Source organism: Micromonospora sp. CPCC 206060 (assembly GCF_036906895.1).
Lineage (GTDB): Bacteria > Actinomycetota > Actinomycetes > Mycobacteriales > Micromonosporaceae > Micromonospora.
On sequence record NZ_JBAKHU010000017.1, the window covers coordinates 42,856 to 62,093 of the forward strand.

Annotated in this window: 13 protein-coding genes, 1 tRNA gene and 1 other RNA gene; 11 read left to right on the forward strand and 4 right to left on the reverse strand. The window is 69.9% G+C overall.

Features of this window, described 5'->3' with window-relative positions; genetic code table 11:
- Nucleotides 1-41: 41 nt before the first annotated feature.
- The 5 genes from ftsX to V6U90_RS13980 all read left to right on the forward strand — a co-directional run bounded on the left by ftsX (nucleotide 42) and on the right by V6U90_RS13980 (nucleotide 3,607).
- Nucleotides 42-917, forward strand: coding sequence for a permease-like cell division protein FtsX (ftsX, locus tag V6U90_RS13960; RefSeq protein ID WP_334435468.1), 876 nt, complete (start codon nucleotides 42-44; stop codon nucleotides 915-917).
- A gap of 117 nt (nucleotides 918-1,034) precedes the next feature.
- Nucleotides 1,035-1,514 (forward strand): SsrA-binding protein SmpB, encoded by a 480-nt coding sequence (smpB, locus tag V6U90_RS13965; RefSeq protein ID WP_334435604.1) that lies wholly within the window; start codon nucleotides 1,035-1,037, stop codon nucleotides 1,512-1,514.
- A gap of 104 nt (nucleotides 1,515-1,618) precedes the next feature.
- Nucleotides 1,619-1,994, forward strand: a transfer-messenger RNA (tmRNA) gene (ssrA, locus tag V6U90_RS13970).
- 167 nt (nucleotides 1,995-2,161) lie between these two features.
- On the forward strand, nucleotides 2,162-2,596 hold the full coding sequence (locus V6U90_RS13975) for a hypothetical protein (protein WP_334435471.1): 435 nt from the start codon (nucleotides 2,162-2,164) through the stop codon (nucleotides 2,594-2,596).
- 54 nt (nucleotides 2,597-2,650) lie between these two features.
- A complete protein-coding gene (locus V6U90_RS13980) occupies nucleotides 2,651-3,607 on the forward strand; it encodes a hypothetical protein (protein ID WP_334435473.1) in 957 nt (318 codons plus the stop codon).
- 32 nt (nucleotides 3,608-3,639) lie between these two features.
- On the opposite strand, the gene mdlC is transcribed toward V6U90_RS13980, so the two are convergent.
- Nucleotides 3,640-5,235 (reverse strand): benzoylformate decarboxylase, encoded by a 1,596-nt coding sequence (mdlC, locus tag V6U90_RS13985; RefSeq protein ID WP_334435475.1) that lies wholly within the window; start codon nucleotides 5,233-5,235, stop codon nucleotides 3,640-3,642.
- Between the two features lie 327 nt (nucleotides 5,236-5,562).
- Between mdlC and V6U90_RS13990 the strand changes: the two genes are divergently transcribed.
- The 6 genes from V6U90_RS13990 (at nucleotide 5,563) to V6U90_RS14015 (ending at nucleotide 12,969) form a co-directional block, all read left to right on the forward strand.
- Entirely contained in the window at nucleotides 5,563-6,162 is a 600-nt protein-coding gene (locus V6U90_RS13990) for a YqgE/AlgH family protein (RefSeq protein ID WP_334435476.1), read from the forward strand.
- Nucleotides 6,163-6,257: 95 nt separating this feature from the next.
- A tRNA-Ala gene (locus tag V6U90_RS13995) sits at nucleotides 6,258-6,333 on the forward strand.
- A gap of 233 nt (nucleotides 6,334-6,566) precedes the next feature.
- Nucleotides 6,567-6,944 carry a hypothetical protein gene (locus V6U90_RS14000; RefSeq protein ID WP_334435479.1) on the forward strand — a complete coding sequence of 126 codons (378 nt, stop codon included), beginning with the start codon at nucleotides 6,567-6,569 and terminating at the stop codon, nucleotides 6,942-6,944.
- Nucleotides 6,944-10,546, forward strand: coding sequence for an AAA domain-containing protein (locus V6U90_RS14005; RefSeq protein WP_334435482.1), 3,603 nt, complete (start codon nucleotides 6,944-6,946; stop codon nucleotides 10,544-10,546). The genes V6U90_RS14000 and V6U90_RS14005 overlap by 1 nt, the downstream gene beginning before the upstream one ends.
- A gap of 219 nt (nucleotides 10,547-10,765) precedes the next feature.
- Nucleotides 10,766-11,944 carry an ATP-binding protein gene (locus V6U90_RS14010; RefSeq protein ID WP_334435485.1) on the forward strand — a complete coding sequence of 393 codons (1,179 nt, stop codon included), beginning with the start codon at nucleotides 10,766-10,768 and terminating at the stop codon, nucleotides 11,942-11,944.
- Nucleotides 11,941-12,969, forward strand: a complete 1,029-nt coding sequence (locus V6U90_RS14015) for a ParA family protein (RefSeq protein WP_334435488.1) — start codon at nucleotides 11,941-11,943, stop codon at nucleotides 12,967-12,969. The genes V6U90_RS14010 and V6U90_RS14015 overlap by 4 nt, the downstream gene beginning before the upstream one ends.
- 31 nt (nucleotides 12,970-13,000) lie before the next feature.
- Here V6U90_RS14015 and drmC read toward each other — a convergent pair whose 3' ends face one another.
- Genes drmC through drmA form a run of 3 tightly spaced genes read right to left on the reverse strand, consistent with a single transcriptional unit; the run spans nucleotide 13,001 to nucleotide 19,228 of the window.
- Nucleotides 13,001-13,864, reverse strand: a complete 864-nt coding sequence (gene drmC / locus V6U90_RS14020) for a DISARM system phospholipase D-like protein DrmC (RefSeq protein WP_334435491.1) — start codon at nucleotides 13,862-13,864, stop codon at nucleotides 13,001-13,003.
- 5 nt (nucleotides 13,865-13,869) lie between these two features.
- The gene (locus V6U90_RS14025) at nucleotides 13,870-15,714 is read right to left on the reverse strand and encodes a DUF1998 domain-containing protein (RefSeq protein WP_334435494.1); all 1,845 of its coding nucleotides are present in this window, start codon (nucleotides 15,712-15,714) and stop codon (nucleotides 13,870-13,872) included.
- A gap of 1 nt (nucleotide 15,715) precedes the next feature.
- Nucleotides 15,716-19,228 (reverse strand): DISARM system helicase DrmA, encoded by a 3,513-nt coding sequence (gene drmA, locus V6U90_RS14030; RefSeq protein WP_334435496.1) that lies wholly within the window; start codon nucleotides 19,226-19,228, stop codon nucleotides 15,716-15,718.
- Nucleotides 19,229-19,238 lie beyond the last annotated feature (10 nt).

Here is a 19,238-nt window from a genome sequence, read left to right on the forward strand (position 1 = left end):
ACGACGAACGACTCTCTGCGGAGATCCGGAAGGAACCCCCGATGCGTTTGAAATACGTCCTGTCCGAGGTGATGGTCGGACTGTGGCGCAACGTGACGATGACCATCGCGATGATCATCACGATGGCCGTGTCACTGACCATGTTGGGTGCCAGCGGGCTGATGTACCGCCAGGTCGACAACATGAAGGACCGCTACTACGAGAACATCGAAGTTTCGATCTTCCTCAAGACCGAGGTCACCCAGCAGCAGCGCGACGACCTGCAGGGCAAGCTCAAGGGCGACCCTCTGGTCAAGGAGGTCATCTACGAGAACAAGGAACAGGCGTACGAGCGGTTCAAGGAGATGTACCAGGACGCCCCCGCTCTGGTGGAGGCGGTCAAGCCGGACCAGTTGCCGGAGTCGTTCCGGCTGCGGCTGGTGGACCCGGAGCAGTACAAGCAGATCTTCGACAAGTACAACAGTGAAGAGGGGATCCAGGAGATCGTCGACCAGCGCCGGCTGCTCGACAAGATCTTCAACATCCTGGGCGCGGTACAGAACATCGCCCTGGTCGCCGCGATGGTGATGGCGATCGCCGCCCTGCTGCTGGTCGCGAACACCATCCAGGTCGCCGCGTACAGCAAGCGCCGTGAGGTCGCGGTGATGAAGCTGGTCGGCGCCTCGAACTGGTTCATCCAGGCGCCGTTCGTGCTGGAGGCCGTGGTCGCCGGTCTGATCGGTGCGCTGATCGGGTTCGGTGCGCTGTCGCTGGCCAAGGTCTTCCTCTTCGACGGGTCGCTACGCGACCTCACCGAGCTGCTGACCCCGGTCGGCTGGGGCGACGTGCTGGTCATGCTGCCGCTGATGGCCGGCGCGGGAGCACTGGTGAGCGCGGTCACCGCCTGGGTCACCCTCCGCTTCTACCTGCGGGTCTAGTCGGGTCGACACGGGTACGGGCCCGTCGGCACCAGGGAAATATCTGGTGCCGGCGGGCCCGTTGCATTCGGATAGCATTGTCCGCTGCCGGTGATCGAGGAAGGGAGTGTGGTCTCGATGCCACGGGAGAAGGGGCGCAAGGTCGTTGCCTCCAACCGCAAGGCGCGGCACGACTACGCCATCCTCGACACGTACGAGGCGGGCATGGCGCTGACCGGTACGGAGGTCAAGTCGCTGCGGGCCGGCCGGGCGTCGCTGGTCGACGCGTTCGCCCAGGAGCGCAACGGTGAGCTCTACCTGCACCAGATGCACATCCCGGAGTACACCCAGGGCACCTGGACCAACCACGAGCCCCGGCGGACCCGCAAGCTGCTGCTCAAGCGGCTGGAGATCGACCGGCTGATCGGCAAGAGCCGGGAGGGCGGGCTGACCATGGTGCCGTTGCAGGTGTACTTCTCGGACGGCTGGGCCAAGGTCGAGATCGCCCTGGCCAAGGGTAAGAAGGCGTACGACAAGCGTCAGGACCTGGCCAAGCGGGACGCCGACCGGGAGATCGCCCGGGCGGTCGGCCGGCGGGGTAAGGGGATGTCTGACTGATTTGTCGGGATTCCTGACCGCGTGGTGGGTCACCCGGGGGAGTCGGGATGAATCCGCTGGCGTCAGGCGTTAGGCTTGATTGGCTGCACACGGCAGCCCGTCGAGGGGGTGACTGGTTTCGACTTCGTACGTTGCGACAGGGGAAGCGAGCCGAGGAAGCCGACGTCGTCTCGAGAATCGTTCGTCGGAAACCAATAAGCGCCAAGAACAATCGCGCTGACTTCGCTCTCGCCGCCTGAGGCGAGTAGCAAGTCTGTCGGCCTGGGAGCGCCTTCGACCCAGCTAGCCGGCATCAGCTAGAAGGCTGGCCAACCGGACCCGGTCGCGGGGTCCGTGCGGCGAGATCAATCAGCGACTGGGCCCGTCACACCGACTCGCTCGCGTGATCGGAGGGGCCGAGTAGAGGCACAGCGAGCTGCGCTCGGAGAAGCCCTGACAAGGCGGCGAAGGACCCGGGTTCGATTCCCGGCACCTCCACCGTGCATGGCGCCCCGGTCCACCCGGACCGGGGCGCCGTGTCATATGCGCCCGTTCATCCCGCTGTGCGTCATGGGTTGCACGGAAATTGCGGCCGGACGTGGACAGCGGGCCGGGGCAGGTGAACCATCGGATTCATGCGACCGTCCCGTATCTGACGGAGGTACGCCGTGATCCCCCATCCCACCCCGCGTCCACCCACCACCCCCACCGGCCCAGCGACTCTTCCCATCCGGAGCCTGACCGCGCTGGCCGCCCTGCCGACCGACCCGCACTGGCGGCAACGGCTCAGTCTGCACCTCGCCGACCTGCACCGCGCCTTTGCCGTGCATGTGCGGCTGACCGAGGGGCCCGACGGCCGCTACGCCGAACCGCTCGCCGACGCGCCCCGGCTGGCCCGCCGGGTGCAGATCCTGCTCCGGGAGCACATCGCGGTGGACACCGCGCTGCACGCCCTGCGTCGCCGGGCCGACCTGCCGGAGGCGGGCGCCGACGAACTGCACGACTGGCTGACCGCCCTCCTCGTGGACCTGCACCGGCACCGCCGACACGGTGCCGAACTGGTCCACCAGGCGTACCAGACCGATCTCGGCGGCGAGACCTGACCGCGGGGACACCGGGTCGGGAACCGCCGGCCCCGGCCGGCCGTCAGAGTGGACATGCGCCGACGTACCGCCCTGCTGGGCCTCCCGCTCCTGATGATCCTGGCCGGCTGTGCACCGGCCGGCACGGCAGGCCCGTCCGGTGGCCCGGTCGCGCCGTCCGACCACCGGTGGGGACACTTCGACCGGCGGGCGGCCGAGGTCGCCGAGAGCTGGCGCCGGTCCGCCACGTCGACCGCCTGGCGTACCGGGTACGTCCCGCTGGCCGACGCCACCGTGCTGATCGGCGACCCGGGCTTCACCGGCGACACCAAACAGGCGTTCGTCAACGGGTGGTACCGGGACCAGGTGGCCCTGCCGGCCACCACCCCGGCACCCGGCACCGTCCGCTTCCCGGACGGCACGCTCGACGTACCGTTGATCAGCGCCGCTGAGGCGTACCGGCAGCTCGACCAGGGTGACCCGCCACCCTGCGCGGCCCGACCGGCGCGGCCCCCCGCGACCAGCTCCGGGCCGGACAGCGCCACCACCAGCAACCCGGCCGGCACGGCCTGCATCCCGCTCACCGTGGTCGCCGCGAAGCTCGGCACCGCCCAGGTCGCCACCAGCCGGGGTACGGCGACCGTGCCGGCCTGGCTCTTCACGGTGGAGGAACTGGCCGCGCCGGTGGCCCGGCTGGCGGTCGCCGCGTCCGCCGTCGCACCGGTCCCGTCGGCGTCGGTGCCCGCCCTGTCACCGGTCGACGACCTCGCCGTGACGCAGCAGCTGACCGCCGCAGACGGCAACACCCTCAGCTACAAGCTGGGGATCGGCGCCTGCGACAGCGCCCCGACCCCGCTGGTGGCCGAGTTCGACGACATCGTGGTGATCGGTGGCGGGGTGACCCGGTCGACCGGGATCTGCACCGAGCAGTTGGTGCTCGCCCCGGTCAGCGTCACCCTCGACGCACCGCTCGGTGACCGGTTGGTACTCGATGCGGTCACCGGCCAGCCGATGCTGCGGACCGGTGGCTGACCGTCGGACCGTTCGCGGGCTTCGTCGTCCTGCTACAGCAGCGGCGGGACGGCCGTGCTGACCGGTACCGCCAGCACGGTCGGGCCGTCGCCGGCCAGTGCCGCCGGTACCGCCTCGGCGAGCTGCTCCGCCGACCCGACCGGGTACGCCGTGGCGCCGTAGCCCCGGGCGACCGCCACCAGGTCCAGGCCGGGCAGGTCCAGTCCGGGCACCCCCGGGGTCTGCTTGAACGCGGCGAACGACTTGAGGATCGCGTACTGCTGATTGGCCGGTACCACCACCAGCAGGGGCAGCCGCAACTGCGCGGCGGTCCAGACCGCCTGTACGGAGTAGTGGAACGAACCGTCGCCGATCACCGCAATCACCGGCCGGTGCCGCCCGGTGTCCCGTTCGGCGAGCGCGACGCCCACCGCCGCCGGCAGCCCGTACCCCAGCCCGCCGCTGGCCATGGTGAAGTAGGAGGCGGGCCGGGTGGTCGGCAGGCGGCGGCGGAGCGCGGCCAGGTTCGACGGCGACTCCTGTACGAGTACGCAGTCCACCGGCCGGACCCGGGCCAGCGCGGCGAAGAGCGCGTCGGGGGTGAGTGGCCGCTCGTCGGCCGGCTCGTCGGGGCCCGGCCGGGGCGGTGGTGGTGTCCGGTCGGCGGGCGGCACCAGCTCGGCCAGCGCGGCGAGGGTGAGACCGGCATCCCCGATCAGGCTCTCCCCGACCGGCGCCCGGGCCGCTTCGGCGGGGTCGTCGGTGACGTGCAGCAGCCGGGCGCCCGGCGGGAGGTGCTCGCCCGGCACGTGCGGGTAGTAGCGGAACACCGGGGCGCCGACCACCAGCACCACGTCGTGCCCGCGCAACCGTTCGGCCAGCGGCCCGATGGCGTACGGCAGGACCCCCTGGAACAGCGGGTGGTCCTCGGGGAACCCGGCCCGCTCCGACGCCGGGGCGGACCAGACGGGCGCCCGGACCCGCTCGGCGAGGGCGACCGCCTCCGGCCAGGCCCCGCTCCGGTCCACCGCCGCACCGAAGACCAGGACCGGGTTCCGGCTGCCCGCGAGGATCGCCGCGAACCGGCCCAGCCGCTCCGGGTCGGGGGCGACCCGGGTACTGACCCCCCGGACCGCCGCCGGCCCGTCGGCGGGTTGCTGCCAGTCGTCCAGGGGCAGGGAGAGGAAGACCGGTCCGGCCGGGGGCTGCACCGCCGTGGCGTACGCCCGCATCAGCGCCGCCGGGATGTCCTGCGCCCGGACCGGTTCGTGGCTCCACTTGACGTACGGCTCGGGCAGCTCGGTGGCCCGTGGACTGGCCAGGCGGGGTTCGAGCAGCAGCATCTCCCGGCTCTGCTGCCCGGCGGTGACGATCAGCGGCGTCCGGTTGTGCCAGGCGGTGACCAGGTTGCCCATGCCGTTGCCGGTACCCGGCGCGGTGTGCAGGTTGACGTGCGCGGGCCGACCGGTGGCCTGGGCGTACCCGTCGGCCATCGCCACCGCGCTGGCCTCCTGGAGGGCCAGCACGTAGCGGAAGTCGGCCGGGAACCCGGTCAGGAACGGCTGCTCCGTCGAGCCGGGGTTGCCGAAGACGGTGGTCAGCCCGAGCGCGCGGAGCAGGTCGTAGGTGGTGTCCCGGACCGTCGCCATCGGAATGCCCCCGTGTCATGAATCCCGGAGCGGTGGGGTACCCGGGCTCTTCCCGGCGTTTTGAATCTATCGGGCATAAGTGGCCCTGTCAGGAAAGCGGAGAGGGTGGCCGGGATGCCCTCTGGCCTGCGCAGAAAGGGGAGGCCCCGGCAGCCGTGGACGGCTCGGCCCCCGTCGTCTCTTCCGCCCAGCCGACAGACCTTAACCAGCACCCCGGAGGCAGGCTATGGTGCCAGGCATGGCACTGACTGCACTCATGATCTCGATGGACTGTGCGGTCCCGGGGGTCGGGACCGGTGGGCTCTCCGTACCGGTGCGCGGCTGACCATGTCCGGTATCCAGGGAGAGGGGCAGGCGATCGGGGGTCGATCGGTGGACTCGATGACCGGGCAGCTGCTCGTCGCCACCCCGACGTTGAAGGACCCCAACTTCGACCGGACGGTGGTGCTCCTCGTCGCCCACGAACCGGGCGGTGCCCTCGGCGTGGTACTCAACCGGGCTACCGAGGTGCCGGTCTCCGACGTGCTCGGGGACTGGAGCCGGCTGGCCCGTGACCCGGCGGTGCTCTTCGAGGGTGGGCCCGTGCAGCCCGACTCGGCGATCTGCCTCGCCCGGATGCGGCACCCGGTCCGCCGGATGAAGGGTTTCCACCAGATTTCCGGGGCGGTCGGCACCATCGACCTCTCGGTCGACCCGGAACGGCTGCGGGAGAGCCTGACCGGCATCCGCGTCTTCGCTGGCTACTCGGGGTGGGGCGCCGGCCAGCTGGAGGAGGAGATCGCCAGCGGTTCGTGGTTCGTGCTGGACGCGCTGCCCGGGGACGCCTTCGTCGACCGGCCGGACGACCTGTGGCCGATGGTGCTCCGGCGGCAGGGCGGAATGATGGCCGCCGTGGCTCACTTCCCCTCGGACGTGGCCCTGAACTAGGCGTCGCCCGGAAGGGGGACCCCGCGAGATGACCTTCGCCGCCGGCATGTGTATTATTTCGCAGGTGCCCGGGACACCGGGAGGAACACCAGCAAGGGGCCGTGGCGCAGCTGGTAGCGCACCACACTGGCAGTGTGGGGGTCAGGGGTTCGAGTCCCCTCGGCTCCACCAGATGGTGGAAGATTGAGCGCCCCGTCGGAAATCCGACGGGGCGCTATTAATTTGCCGTCAGCTGCCGTCGCGCCGACGGGATCTGACCCTCGGAGTTCTCCAATCCATGCGTATCACCCTCGTGATCTCTCTCCGCGGAGATCTGGCCGGGGCTCGGTCAGGTAGCCGACAACTCAGATCAGCATTTGATCACCAAATGTAGTGTGCTGTTCACACTGGTTTGGGGAGGTTTGATGGCGCACGCGCTCTTCGGGGTCACCTTCACGTCGCTCGACGGTGATGACGACTTCGTTCTGGAGCAGTTGACCCGGGATCTGGCGACCGATCTGGCGGAACTCGGCGATGTCGAGTATGTCGAGCTGCCGCCCGAGCCGGACAGCAAGGGCGCCGCAGAGATCGCGGTCGCGGCGCTGAGCGTGCTGACCACCACGGAACCGTCCTACCTGCAGGCTGTGGTGGAGACCGTGGTCGCCTTCCTCAACCGGAATGCCGGCCGCCGGGCACACCTGCGGGTAGCGGACATCGAACTGACCATCGACCGCCCCCACGACGACGAGGTGGCAGCGATGATCAGTATGGTGCGGGCCGCGATCGAGCGGAATCGCGACTGATGGGCCGACACGCCCTCCTACTCGGTAGTGCGACCTTCCACGCCGACCGCGCTCTGACCGACCTTCCCGGGGTCCGGCAGGACATCGGACAGATGCAGGCTGTCTTCGAGGCCGGTGGAGAGTTCGACACGATCGATGCCCACGTCGATCTGCCCCGCGCCGAGATGACCCGGGAACTGGAGCAGTTCTTCGGGGCCCGGCAGAGCGGCGACCTCGCCCTCCTCTACTACTCCGGTCATGGACTGATGAACGACCGCGACCGCGAGTCCGTCTTTCTCGCCGCGATCGACACTCGCGCCGACCAGCTGCACACCACCGCTGTCGACACCGACGGTGTGCTGCGACACCTGCTCAACATCACCAGGGCCAGCCACAAGGTGGTCCTGGTGGACTGCTGCTTCTCCGGTGCCTTCGGGGCCCGGAACAGGTTCCGTGGCGGCGTGCGTGAGGAACCACGCCGGGGTCTGCGGGAACGTGGCACGTTCATCCTCACCTCCAGCAACCATCAGCGGGCTGCCAAAGCCCAGGGTGCCCATCAGCCCTCGCTCTTCACCGAGGTCGTGCTGAACGGCCTGCGAGGCGAGGCGGTGATTAGAGGGGATGAGGGCTGGATCACCGCGCAGGACCTGTCCCGGTACGTGCAGACCGAGATGGCCCGCCGGGCACCCGCGCACCGGCCGGTGGAATCCAGTGAGGGGGTCACCGAGGCGGTCCGGCTCGTTCGCGCCGAGCAGCAGCGAGAGACGGGCCGCCAGGCACCGCAAGCAAGGCGTACCACCCCGGAAGACGATGCCTTCACCACCGATCGGTGGCGGCGACTGCTCGGTTACTACGTCTCCTGCATGGAGCGATCAGCCCAGTTGGGTTCGTTCGTCAGCCTGAACGACCGGAGCTCCTACCGGCCCATGCCGGGCGGCCCGGAGACGGTGTTCTCCGGACGTCCGGTTCCGCTGCCCGACGACATCGCCGCACTGGCCCGGCGGACGATGACGGCAGGTGGGACGCTGTTGTACGGCTATCCGGTGGTGGTCCTTGTCCAGCAGTCGAAGCCGGTGTTCACCCCGCTCCTGGTGGCGGGAGTCAACGTCGGTCCGGACGGTGTGCCACAGGCAACCCTGCCGCCGCGCCCGAACGTGGCACTTGCCCGCCAACTCGGTCTCGCCGGACCCGAGATCGACGAGCTGACCCAACAGATCGAGCAGACGTTCGTACCCGGACAACCGGAGGCACTCACCGAGACGGTCCGTCAGCTCATGCGGGTGTTGGATCTTGTGCCGGTGACCCCGATCGACCCGCGTGAGCTGACCGGGACGGTGGTCGCCGGCCCGATGCGGCGGGTGCAGAACAGTGCGGTGCTCTACGGAGCGGACGACCGGGACATCGCCCAACGGAACCTGCTCAAGGACCTGCAGGAGATGGCCGGTCAGCCGGTGAAGATCGCCGAGACCGCACTGCATGCACTGGCTGAACCGGGGGACGAATCCCTGCGGGACACCGCAGGTGTCGACGCCGAGTTGCTTCTCGTCACCCCGGATCGGCTGAACGAAGCCCAGGAGCAGGTTGTCCGGGCGGCGATGACCCGGCGTCTCACCGTTGCCCAGGGACCACCGGGCACGGGTAAGAGCCAGTTGGTGACCGCGTTGGTTGCCACCGCGACGGCAGCGGGGCACACGGTGCTCGTCGGTTCCACGAACAACCGGGCCGTCGACGAGGTCTGCCAGCGGGCGAGCGCGACGGTCGGAGCCGGACTGATCGTGCGATCCGGTAACCGGGACTACCAGGCGCAGGAACCCAAGCTGCTCACCGAACTGCTGGCAGCCCATTCCGGTGCCCCGGCTGCCGACGAACGGACCCCGGCTGCCGAACTACGGATCATCAGGGACGAGATCAACCGGGTACGGTCCGGGTTGGACGCGCGGCGGGTACTCGAACGGGACCTCGCCGAGCTTGCCATCGAACGACTCGGAACCGGTGGCGCGGAGGCAACGGACCAGCCTGATCTCCCGGACGACGATGACGCGCTCGGCCGACTGGTCCGGCTGACGGAGCGGGCGCTGCGACACCGGATCCTCGGTTGGTGGGCCCGCCGAAGGCTACGGGCGTACGGTTTGCGGGACCGGCAGGCGATCGGTGACTTCGCCTACCGGGTGACAATCGAGCTGCGCTGGCGCTCCAACCGTGCGCAGGTCATGCAGCTACCGAACGAGCAGGAGGGCTGGGAGCGGCTCAAGGCCCTGACCGGTGACCGGGCGGAGACCAGCCGAAAGCTGCTCCGGGTGCAGCTCGCCCGGCGGGTCCGCGAGGGCGCCGGCACGCTGCGACAGCGTAGCGACGAGATGTCCAGACCCTCGCCACGGCCCTGGCAGGGATTCCGCAGTCTGCTCCGGTTCCTGCCGGCCTGGGCGGTGACTACCCAGTCGGCGCGGGCGCTCGTGCCTCAACCCGCACTCTTCGACCTGGTGATCATCGATGAGGCGGCGCAGTGCAGCGTGCCAGCGGTGCTGCCGATGCTTTACCGGGCGAAGCGTGCCCTGATCATCGGCGATCCGCGACAGTTGTCGCCGGTGATCACGCTGCCCCAGGGCGAAGAGGAGGCCCACCAGGCAGCGGCTGGTCTCAACGGACAGTGGCTGGCCGACCGCCGCCTGGTCTTCACCCGGCATTCCGCCTTCGACGCCTTCGCGGCGGTGGCCGGGGACGTACGCCTGCTCGACGAGCACTACCGTTGCCATCCGGACATCGTCCGAGGGCCCAACCAGCAGGTCTACCAGGGGCGGCTGACCGTGTTGACCGACCAGTCCCGGTTGGCAGCCCCGATCGATCCCGCACTGCGCTGGCACCACGTCGATGGGAAATTCAGCCACGGACAGGCGGGCTCCGGATTCAACGAGCCGGAGACGATCGAGGTGGTCGCCGAGGTCGCCCGGCTACGCGCGGCCTACCCGCAGGCGTCGATCGGAGTGGTCACCCCACTCGCCGCCCAGCATCGGCGACTGGTCACGGCGCTTGCCGGGCTCTCTGCCAGCGACGACGAGGTGGTGTGCGGCACCATCCACCGCTTCCAGGGCGGTGAGCGGGACATCATGGTCGTTTCACCGGTGGGCGCCCACGGCATCCGGGACAGCACCCGGAACTGGCTGGTGAACCAGACCAACCTCTGGAACGTCGCCATCACCCGGGCGCGTTCCCAGCTGGTGGTGGTCGGCGACCGCTCCTGGTGGGCGGCCCAGACGGGCCTGTTGCCGGCAATTGCCGCCCCGGTCACCGCCGACGATGCACCGGCGCCCGCCGCCCCTGCGGCCGACGCGCTGCACGCCGCCCTCCGGCGGGCGGGATTCCAGATCAGTCGGGACGTGTGGCTCGCCGGGTACCGGTACGACATCGTTGCCACCTCCACCGAGGGCGGCGGCTCGCTGGCAGTGCTGGTGGACGACCCGCAGGGGGAAGCCGACGGTAGAGCACTACGCAAGGTCCTCGCGCGCCTCGATGTGGCGCCCGCTCCGATGCCGGTCGTCAGACTTGCCGCGTGGCGGTGCCTGGCAGAGCCGGAGAGCGTGGCGAGGGAACTGCGGAGTCGGCTACCCGGACCCGGGCAGCGGTAGTAGCGGGCCGGTTTCGGGGATGTCTTGCGCCGTGAACTGGCTCCGAGCCGGCCTGCCAGCGTCGCAACGATGAACGGCGATCGCGGCGCCTTGGTCGTGGAACTAATTTCCCGAGCGAGGGGATCTACTCACCGTGTTGTATTGGTGCGATCTGTCTGCCGACTTGACGGGCATCGGGCCAGCGCTGGGGCCCCTCGACCAGTGGGGAAGAATCAGGCCATGAGCACAGACCTTGCCCTCCGCCTAGGCACCCAGGAGACCGCCAGCTTGGAGTTCAAGCGGGACGCGACGGGACGCGACGCCATCCGTAAGGCGATCTGTGCGCTTGCGAATGATCTGCCTGGCGCTGGTGTGGGGCACCTCGTCATCGGTGTGGACGACAAGGGGCGGCCAGCCGGAGGTGTGGATACCTCCGACGCCGCGCTGCTGAAGATCACCGAGTACCGAGACCAAGGGCTGATCCTCGATCGGCCCTCGATGTTCGTCACGGCTGAGAAGTTTCAGGGCTTTGACGTGATCCTGGTGACGGTTCACGCCTCAGCGACGCCTCCGGTTCGGTACGACAACGTGGTCTACGTCCGCACGGGACCGTCGACGCGGCGGGCGACACGTGACGACGAGCGGGTACTGTCCGAACGCCGGCGTTCCTTTGATACGCCCTTCGATGTCCGCGTGGTTCCTGATGCCGAGCTAGGGGATCTGGACCTCGGACTCTTTCGGTCGGAGTACCTACGGCAGGCGGTCGACCAGTCGGTGATCGAGGAGAACCATCGGCCGATCGAGCAGCAACTCGCGTCCCTCCGACTCGCGGATGTTGACGGTACGCCGACCGTGCTTGGCCTCCTCCTCGTCGGTCTCAACCCGACCACTCGCCTGCCTGGGGCGTACGTGCAGTTCGTGCGCTACGAAGGCGTTGACGTCGGGGGAGCGATCCTGGATGAGCAGGACATCCGGTCGAATGTCATCAGCACCGCCGAACGCCTGGAGACGGTCCTCAAGGGGCACCTGCACACGCGGCTGGTGCAGGTCAGCGGATTCCGTGAAGAGCATCGGCCGAGCTATCCGTTCGACGCCCTGCGCGAGGTGTGTATGAACGCCATCATGCACCGGAACTACGAGTCGTCGAACGCGCCGGTGCGGATCGCGTGGTTCGAAGACCGAATCGAGGTGACCAACCCCGGTGGACCGTTCGGACAGGTCCGGCGGGACAACTTCGATCGGGTCAACGACTATCGGAACCCGTCACTTGCCGCAGCGATGAAGTCGCTGGGCTACGTCAACCGGTTCGGCCGGGGAATCGGCCGGATCGTGAGCTCCCTGAGTCGAAACGGCAATCCTGAGCCCGAGTTCATCATTGACGACTCTTCCTGGACGGTGACGATGAGGAGCACGGCGTGATCTCTGTTGCCATGTTCAACAACAAGGGCGGCGTTGGTAAGACGACTCTCACCTATCACCTGGCGCACATGCTCCAGCGCCTCGGCCATCGGGTGCTCGCTGTCGATCTCGATCCGCAGTCCAATCTGACTGCGGCCTTCCTCGACGAGGATGCGCTCGGGGCGCTCTGGAACGAGACCGCGACGCCGGCTTGGGGAGGGCCGCACCAGTCGCGCCTGTGGTCACCGGCGGACCGAGGGACAGGCACTGTGGTGACGGCGATCCAGCCGATAATGAATGGCGTCGGCGACATCGAGGACGTGCAGCCGGTCACGATCACGCAGGATCTCTGGCTGCTGCCGGGCGATCTGGACCTGAGCAGGTTCGAGGATAGGCTGTCGGATGCGTGGCCTCGCGGCTTCACCGGGAATGACCAGGCAGCGCTTCGTGTCACGACAGCGTTCCATCGGATCATCCAGCGGGCCGCTACGGTGGTCGACGCCCAGATCATCCTCATCGACGTCGGCCCGAACCTCGGTGCGATCAACCGGGCAGCCCTGCTGGCGGCCGACGCGGTGCTTATGCCGTTGGCAGCCGATCTGTTCTCACTACGTGGCTTGAAGAACCTGGGCCCGACGCTGCGCGAGTGGCGATCGATCTGGCGGAACACCGTACTTCCCAGGATCCCACCGACAATCGCCGCGCCGCCGGGAGCGATGTCGCCGTTGGGATACGTGATTATGCAGCCGACGATGCGTCTCGACCGGCCGGTCCGCGCCTACCAGCGATGGCTGGAGCGGATTCCGACCGTTTTCGCCACAGCCGTGCTGGACCAGGCTGATATCGAGATCGGGCACAAGTTCGAGATTGCCACTCTGCGGAACTATCAGAGTCTCATGCCGTTGGCTCATGATGCCCGCAAGCCAATGTTCGATCTGCGCTCGGCGGATGGCGCGTTGGGCAGTACCCAGACGTTGGTCCAGCGGTGCCATCAGGATTTCAAGGTGTTGAGTGAGGAGTTGTTGCGCCGCTTGGACGAGATTTAGCACCACTGGATCCGGCAGGAGCTCGAACCGGCTACCCGGATCGGGCCAGCGGTTGCAGTGGCCCCGTTTCTGGGTCCATGAGTGCGGCGAAGTGCGCCACGATCCGGCGTACCACCTCCGGGTCGTGGAGCACGACGCCGACTTCGAGGTTGTTCGACAGGGCCCGATCGGTCAGGTTGGCGCTGCTCACCAGCGCCGCCCGGGTGTCCGCTGCGATGATCTTCGCGTGCAACGAGACCCGTGAGGTGCCGGTGCTGGTGCCGGGCCGCCGCCGGGCGGGCCAGTGCCAAAACGTGGCCCGGTCACGGAGCTCCGCGAACGCGGCGGATGCCCCGAGAGGGCCGCGCAGTGACCCGCCCGCGTCGACCGAGTCCTCCAGGACGAGATCGATCCGTACCCCCCGACTGCTCGCGGCGACCAGTTCACGCACCACCTCGGCCACGCCGTACGCGGCGAAACTCACCACGAGCAGCGAATGCCGGGCCGCCCGGACCAGCTCCACGACCACCGAGCTGGTGAGCCGTACCGGTACCGAGGGACTGGTCGGCCCGCTGACGACCAGCTCGGTACGGTGCCCGGCGGACTGCTGGTGCAGCACTGCGGCACTGCGCAGGGCCAGCGCGACCGCCGGCCCGGTCAACTCCGGTGCCTCGGCCGACCACGCGCGGACCAGCCGCCGGGCGGGTGCGGCCACCAGGTGCCCGGGTCGGGCGTTGATCAGGGCCGCCTCCACAGAGCCGTCCGGCGTCGCCACCCGCATCAACCGGTTCGCCCAGGCGGCCACATGTCCGGCGGGCAGCTCCGCGACGGTGGCGGCGACCGCTGCCGCGAAGCTGTCCCGACCCGCTGCCGCAGATCCGCCCCGGCCGGTCGCTGAGAATCCGTCCTGACTCATCCGGCTCATCCGGGGAAGAAACCGCAGCCGCTGTCGTTGAGCGTGTCCACCAGCAGCGCCCGGTCCAGGTAGTGGTTACCCCGATGACAGGAGGTTTCCGCAGCGAAGAGGCAGGCGTGGCAGGCAGCGGCGGAGAGCCGGGCGTGCACGGTCGGGTCGTGCTCGGCGCAGAGCGGATCCGAGCTGCACAGCCGGGCGGCCTCCAGAGCCCGGTCGATGAGGGAGCCCAGCCGGTCGGCACGGCCCAGCGACACCAACCCGCCGAGGGTGCCCTCACTGTCCGGGGCGGCCGTGTAGAGCAGCACGCCAGCAGTGGGCTCTTCCCCGGTGCTGGCGTAGATCCGTTCCCCGATGCCGGCGGCACTGTATCCGCACTCCAGGGCGAATTCCCTGATGAGCACGTGGGCGAAGGTGTGCAGCAGCAGGTAGCGCAGGCCCGGCCACCCGTCCGGTGGCATTCTGCGCTGGGCCCGCCACATCTCGTGGGCCCGGATGAGGAGCTGCTCGCGCTGCTTCACCTCCGGCTGGTGCTCCCAGGCGGTGAGCCGGGCCTCGTCGAAGCGCAGGAAGATGCCCTCGCCCCGCATTTCCGCGCACGGCACCCAGTCCGGGTCGTTGCTGGCGAGCGGCGCGCGCCGCTGGTCGGGAGTGTCGAGGACATTCCATTCTGGCGCGTCGATCCGGGTGAAGCCGTAGAGCGCGGCGACCTCCCGCAGCCGGGGGACCAGCACGACCTGCCGGAGCCAGTCGCGGTGCGGTGCCGGGGCCGGTTCGGGCCGGGTGGTGAAGTCGGGCAGGTCCAGCCGGGTACCGGCGGTGAACGCCCGCCACTCCGGGGTGAGCAGGTCGTCCTGCTCCTCCTCGGTGTCCTTGCCGGGGGCGTCTGCCGTTGCATGGCGTTGGATGGCCGCCCAGACCCGCTCCACCCCGTACGGCTCCAGGTCCGGCCAGCAGCTCTGGGTGGGCAGAATCTGCTTGGCGGTCGCCGCGTCGAGGTTGGCCAGCACTTTGAGAGCAGTCCATCTGTCGGCTACGACCTGGTCCACCGGGTGCTCGGCGCGGGGCAGGCTGAAGACCCGTATCTGCATGGCGAACCAACTGTTCGTGGCGCCCAGGGCGAGGGTCCGGGTCAGCGCGTCGCAGGACGGGTCGTAGGTGCCCAGGTGCGGGTGCCGGCCCCGGCAGGCGGGCAGGTTCCGCTCGGCGGCCAGCCCGAACGCCTCGGCCATCGGGCGTCGGGTGCCGCACTCGTCGCAGGAGACCAGGATGTTGATCGTCTCACCGGTACTGCCCCGCTCGGAGAGCTTCAGCGGGTGCCCGGCGCCCGGATCGGTGCCCCCGTGCGCGAAGTAGGACCACGGGAAGTCGTCGAGGTGGCCCTTGTCGCAGGCCAGCACGAAGCGGGCCGGGACGGCAGTCGGCCGGTTTCCGCCGTTGCTCCGACACGAGTGCACGTACCGCACCCGGTCGGGCAGGTGGGAGGAGAGCAGCTCGAAGAAGCCCACGTCGGCCGGGGCGAGCCGGTTGCAGCGGGTGTCCGAGCAGCGCAGCCAGGTGGGGAAGAGGGCCACCGGTACGCCGACCCGGGCCCACTCGGCCGACAGGTCGGAGGTCTCCGGCAGGTGCGGCGGCAGGCGGAGCGCCTGCACCTGCGGACCGAGCTTCCTCCGCATCGCCGCCAGCAGCCGGTCCTCGGTGAGCATGGTCGAGCGGGACAGGTCCCAGTGGTCCAGCCCCAGGGTGATGACCGACAGACCGGGCAGGTCGGCGACGGAACCGACCCCGTACGTGTGCAGGAGTTGGTTGGGGCGCAGCGCGCCGACCCGGAGGGTACGTGCTGGTGAAGTCATCTCAGGTTGCCGCCGGGGTCCCGTGGTCGCGGGGAAGGAAGGGCGGCGGGGCCTCCTCGGCCGCGCCGTTGAGTTGTAGTTGGAGCTGGATGCCCGGTTCGACGTCGCGTAGCGAGGTGGGGCAGGTCGTCGGCCGCCAGCGGCCCTCCTCGGGGCGGTGCAGCAGGCCGGCGACGTCGTCGCTGCGGTACGGCTTGTCGTAGGCGAGCCGCCGGGCCGGTCGGGCACGTTCCCGCGCCCACAGGTCGAGTCGGGCCTCCAACTCGTCCTCGACCCGGTTCCGGACGGCGTTGTCGGCGGCGACGTCGCTGCGGCGCTTGAGGAACCGGACGATGTGGTCGGCCAGTTGGCTGTGCCGGTCGAACTCCTGGGCGCGCAGATTGCCGTTGTAGCCCGGTTCGAGGTCGCGGACGAGTGCGACCAGCACTCCGGTGAGGCCCCGGTCGATGGCCCGCTCGGCGAACGGGGTCACCGAGAGGGCTTCGACGTGCCGGTAGACGTTGGCGTGGAAGTGGTCGAACCGTTCGTAGTGCGACAGGTCGCGGGGGCGCGCCCAGTTGTAGACGGTGAAGACCAGGCCGGGGGCGGTCCGGCCGACCCGACTGGTGGCCTGGATGTACTCGGCGGTCGACTTGGGCTGGTTGGCGACGACCATGACGCCGAGCCGGGACACGTCGACCCCGACCGCGATCATGCTGGTGGCGAGGAGTACGTCGATCGGTCGCTTGCTGTCCCGGGACCGATCGCCGGTGAACCGGACGGCGAGCTGGTCGAGTAGCGGCCGGATGGCGTCCGAGGGCAGCCGGGAGGTCAGCTCCCGCAACTGCGGGTCGTACCGGCGGGCCAGGCCCCGCTCGTCGGCGCGGATGAGACGGGTGGAGACGTCGTCCTCGACCAGCCGGCGCATGCCACCGAGGTCCCGCAGACTGTTGAAGTACCCGACCAGCGTCATGTACGGGTCGGTGACCGGATTGTGGCCGTACGTCTCGTGCAGCTTCTGGGCCGCACCGAGCACCGACACGTAGACCCGGATCAGGGTCGACTTGATCCGGCTGCCATGGGCGCAGATCCCGATGTACCGCCGGCCCGGATGCTCTTCCGACAGGCGCTGGCGGGCGAAGAAGCTGTCGGCGGCGTCCAGGCCGGGCGGCGGGAAGACCTCGGTCCCCCGGTGGAACAGGGCGCCGATCTGCCGGTGTGCCCGGCGGACCGTCGCGGTGGAGGCGACCACCTTCGGGCGGGCCCAGCGGCCGGGCTTCGGTTCCCAGCTCGCCAGCCGGTCCACCGCGGTCTCGTAGAGGCCGACCAGGGAGCCGAGCGGACCGGAGATCAGGTGCAACTCGTCCTGGATGACCAGGTCCGGTGGGCGGAGCCGGGCACAGTCGACGATGCGGGCGGCCGGGGCGCCCCCGATCGCCCGGTGCGTGGGTCTCTCCCAGTCGGCCCGCTCCATGTCCTCGGTGAGGTGTCCGTGCCGCTCGCAGCGCCGGTTGACCCGGCCGAACAGCGCCGCCGTCTCACCTTTCCAGGCGAGCTGGGCGAACTTGTCCACCGTGGCGATCAGCAACGACGGTGGATGGCGGTAGATCTCCTCGTCGACCACCAGGACCGGCAGGCCACGCTGGTCGTCCGGGAGGTGGTACCCGCTGACGCTGCTGAACGGGCAGTCCACCTCGGGGCAGACGATCAGGGTGCGGCGGTACGTCGCGTCCAGCAGGATGTCCCGACCGGCCACGATCGGGGAGCCGCACCATGGGCAGGTGGTGAGCTGGTGCGGCGAGCCCTGCCCCCGGCCGTTCGGACCGGGCCACCGACGCTGCTTCAGCCACTCCTTTACGTCGTCGATCCGGTTCGGGGTGACCCGTCCACCGACCCAGAGCCCGATCCGGATGGGTTCCCGCCCCCAGGTCGCCACGTCCGCCTGGCGCAGGCTCTCCGCCGCGCAGATCAGGGTGGCCGCCCGTTCGAACTGCTGGATCGTGAGCAGGCGCAGCGTGTAACGCATCAGCACGGCCACCCCGGCGTCGGCGGTCAGGCCGCCGTACGTGGGCTGGAGCCGCCGTACGGCGATGGTGAACGCGGTGAGGCCGAGGTACGCCTCGGTCTTGCCACCACCGGTGGGGAACCAGAGCAGGTCGGCGACCGCCGACTCGGGGTCGTCGGAGCGTTCCGGGTGCCGGGGATCGGCCAGTGCGGGCAGGTTGAGCAGGATGAAGGCGAGCTGGAACGGGCGCCACCGGTGGTTGACCGGCTGGTCGGCGGCGGCGAACGCCTGGCCGAGGCTGACCTCCGGCCGTTCCCGCCGGTCGGCGGCGACCCGGGTGTGCACCCGTTGCAGGTACATCGCCTGGTTGGCGAAGGCGAACGCCCGGCGGGCCACCGGGTCGGCGTCGAGCAGGGCGATGCCGGCGGCGATCCGGTCGGCGGCCCGGCCGGCGTCGGTCAGCGCGTCCCGGGCGGCTGTCCGGTACCCGTCGAGCCGCCGGGCCGGGTCGGTCACGCCGGCCCGGTGGCGGGCGATCCAGGCCCGGTACCCGTTGACCAGGGGTTGCAGGGCGGCGGTGAGGGCCGGTGCCGGCCCGGCGGCCAGCTCGGCGAGTGCCCGCATGTCGAGCTGCACCTCGGCCAGCTCCGGCAGGTCGGGATCGTGGTCCGGGTCGGGTACGTCGGTGAAGGGCACCTCGTGCTCCGGGACCGTGCAACTGATCAGCTCGACGGCCCTCAGCGGATCGTCGTCGGCCGGTACGGCGCGGACCGCCGTGCCGTGCCCGACGGCGAACTCCGGATGGAACCGGTACGCCATCGCGAGCCGCTGCCGCTCGGCCTGGTCGGCGGCGTCCCCGCCGGTGGTCTGCTCGGGCCGGGGCACGAAGACCGGCCAGCCGTCCGGGCCGGTCGCGCTCAGCTCCACCTGGAAGAGCCAGCGCCCGGCGTCGCGTTTGGCCGTGGCCGGCTGACGGTTCTCCAGGAACAGCGAGACCAGCCAGTGACCGGCCAACTGGCGGGCCCGGCCGCGCACCACGACCTCCGGCTGCGCCGGGTCGAGGGCCAGGACCGGCAGCGGCCCGTCGCGGAGCGGCACGAGCTTCTCGCCACCCCGCTGCTGGCGCTGCCAGACCTGCCGCCCGGCGCGCTCCTCCTGCCGGGAGGTGGTGCGCACGTAGCGCCCCCAGGAGGCGGTGACCCGCAGCGCGGTCACCTCGCCATCCACGCAGGCGGTGAAGCCCAGCGCGGAGGGTGCCAGGCTCGGCACGTTCGGGGCGCTGGGCTCGGCGGAACCCTCCACGATGTCCGGTGCCGCCGCGTCGCCCAACTCGTCCTGGGTGGCCGGGTCGACCGACACGCCGTTCGGGGCGAGCCGCCCGAGCACGTACCGTTCGAGCGGGTCCTCCCGGGTGGGGAACTCCTCGTCGGGGTCGCCGAGCGGCCCGAGCAGGTCGGCCAGGACCAGCCGGTGCAGCTTGTCGCGGATCACCCGCTCATCGGGTACGGCGAGCACGCTCTCCCCATCCATGCCGGCCACC

What these genes read in the sequence shown, in the direction of transcription:
- ftsX (WP_334435468.1), top strand. Translation starts at nt 42, where the DNA reads ATGCGTTTGAAATACGTCCTGTCCGAGGTGATGGTCGGACTGTGGCGC.
- smpB (WP_334435604.1), top strand. Translation starts at nt 1,035, where the DNA reads ATGCCACGGGAGAAGGGGCGCAAGGTCGTTGCCTCCAACCGCAAGGCG.
- V6U90_RS13980 (WP_334435473.1), top strand. Translation starts at nt 2,651, where the DNA reads ATGCGCCGACGTACCGCCCTGCTGGGCCTCCCGCTCCTGATGATCCTG.
- mdlC (WP_334435475.1), bottom strand. Translation starts at nt 5,235, where the DNA reads ATGGCGACGGTCCGGGACACCACCTACGACCTGCTCCGCGCGCTCGGG.
- V6U90_RS13990 (WP_334435476.1), top strand. Translation starts at nt 5,563, where the DNA reads ATGTCCGGTATCCAGGGAGAGGGGCAGGCGATCGGGGGTCGATCGGTG.
- V6U90_RS14000 (WP_334435479.1), top strand. Translation starts at nt 6,567, where the DNA reads ATGGCGCACGCGCTCTTCGGGGTCACCTTCACGTCGCTCGACGGTGAT.
- V6U90_RS14005 (WP_334435482.1), top strand. Translation starts at nt 6,944, where the DNA reads ATGGGCCGACACGCCCTCCTACTCGGTAGTGCGACCTTCCACGCCGAC.
- V6U90_RS14010 (WP_334435485.1), top strand. Translation starts at nt 10,766, where the DNA reads ATGAGCACAGACCTTGCCCTCCGCCTAGGCACCCAGGAGACCGCCAGC.
- drmC (WP_334435491.1), bottom strand. Translation starts at nt 13,864, where the DNA reads ATGAGTCAGGACGGATTCTCAGCGACCGGCCGGGGCGGATCTGCGGCA.
- V6U90_RS14025 (WP_334435494.1), bottom strand. Translation starts at nt 15,714, where the DNA reads ATGACTTCACCAGCACGTACCCTCCGGGTCGGCGCGCTGCGCCCCAAC.
- drmA (WP_334435496.1), bottom strand. Translation starts at nt 19,228, where the DNA reads ATGGATGGGGAGAGCGTGCTCGCCGTACCCGATGAGCGGGTGATCCGC.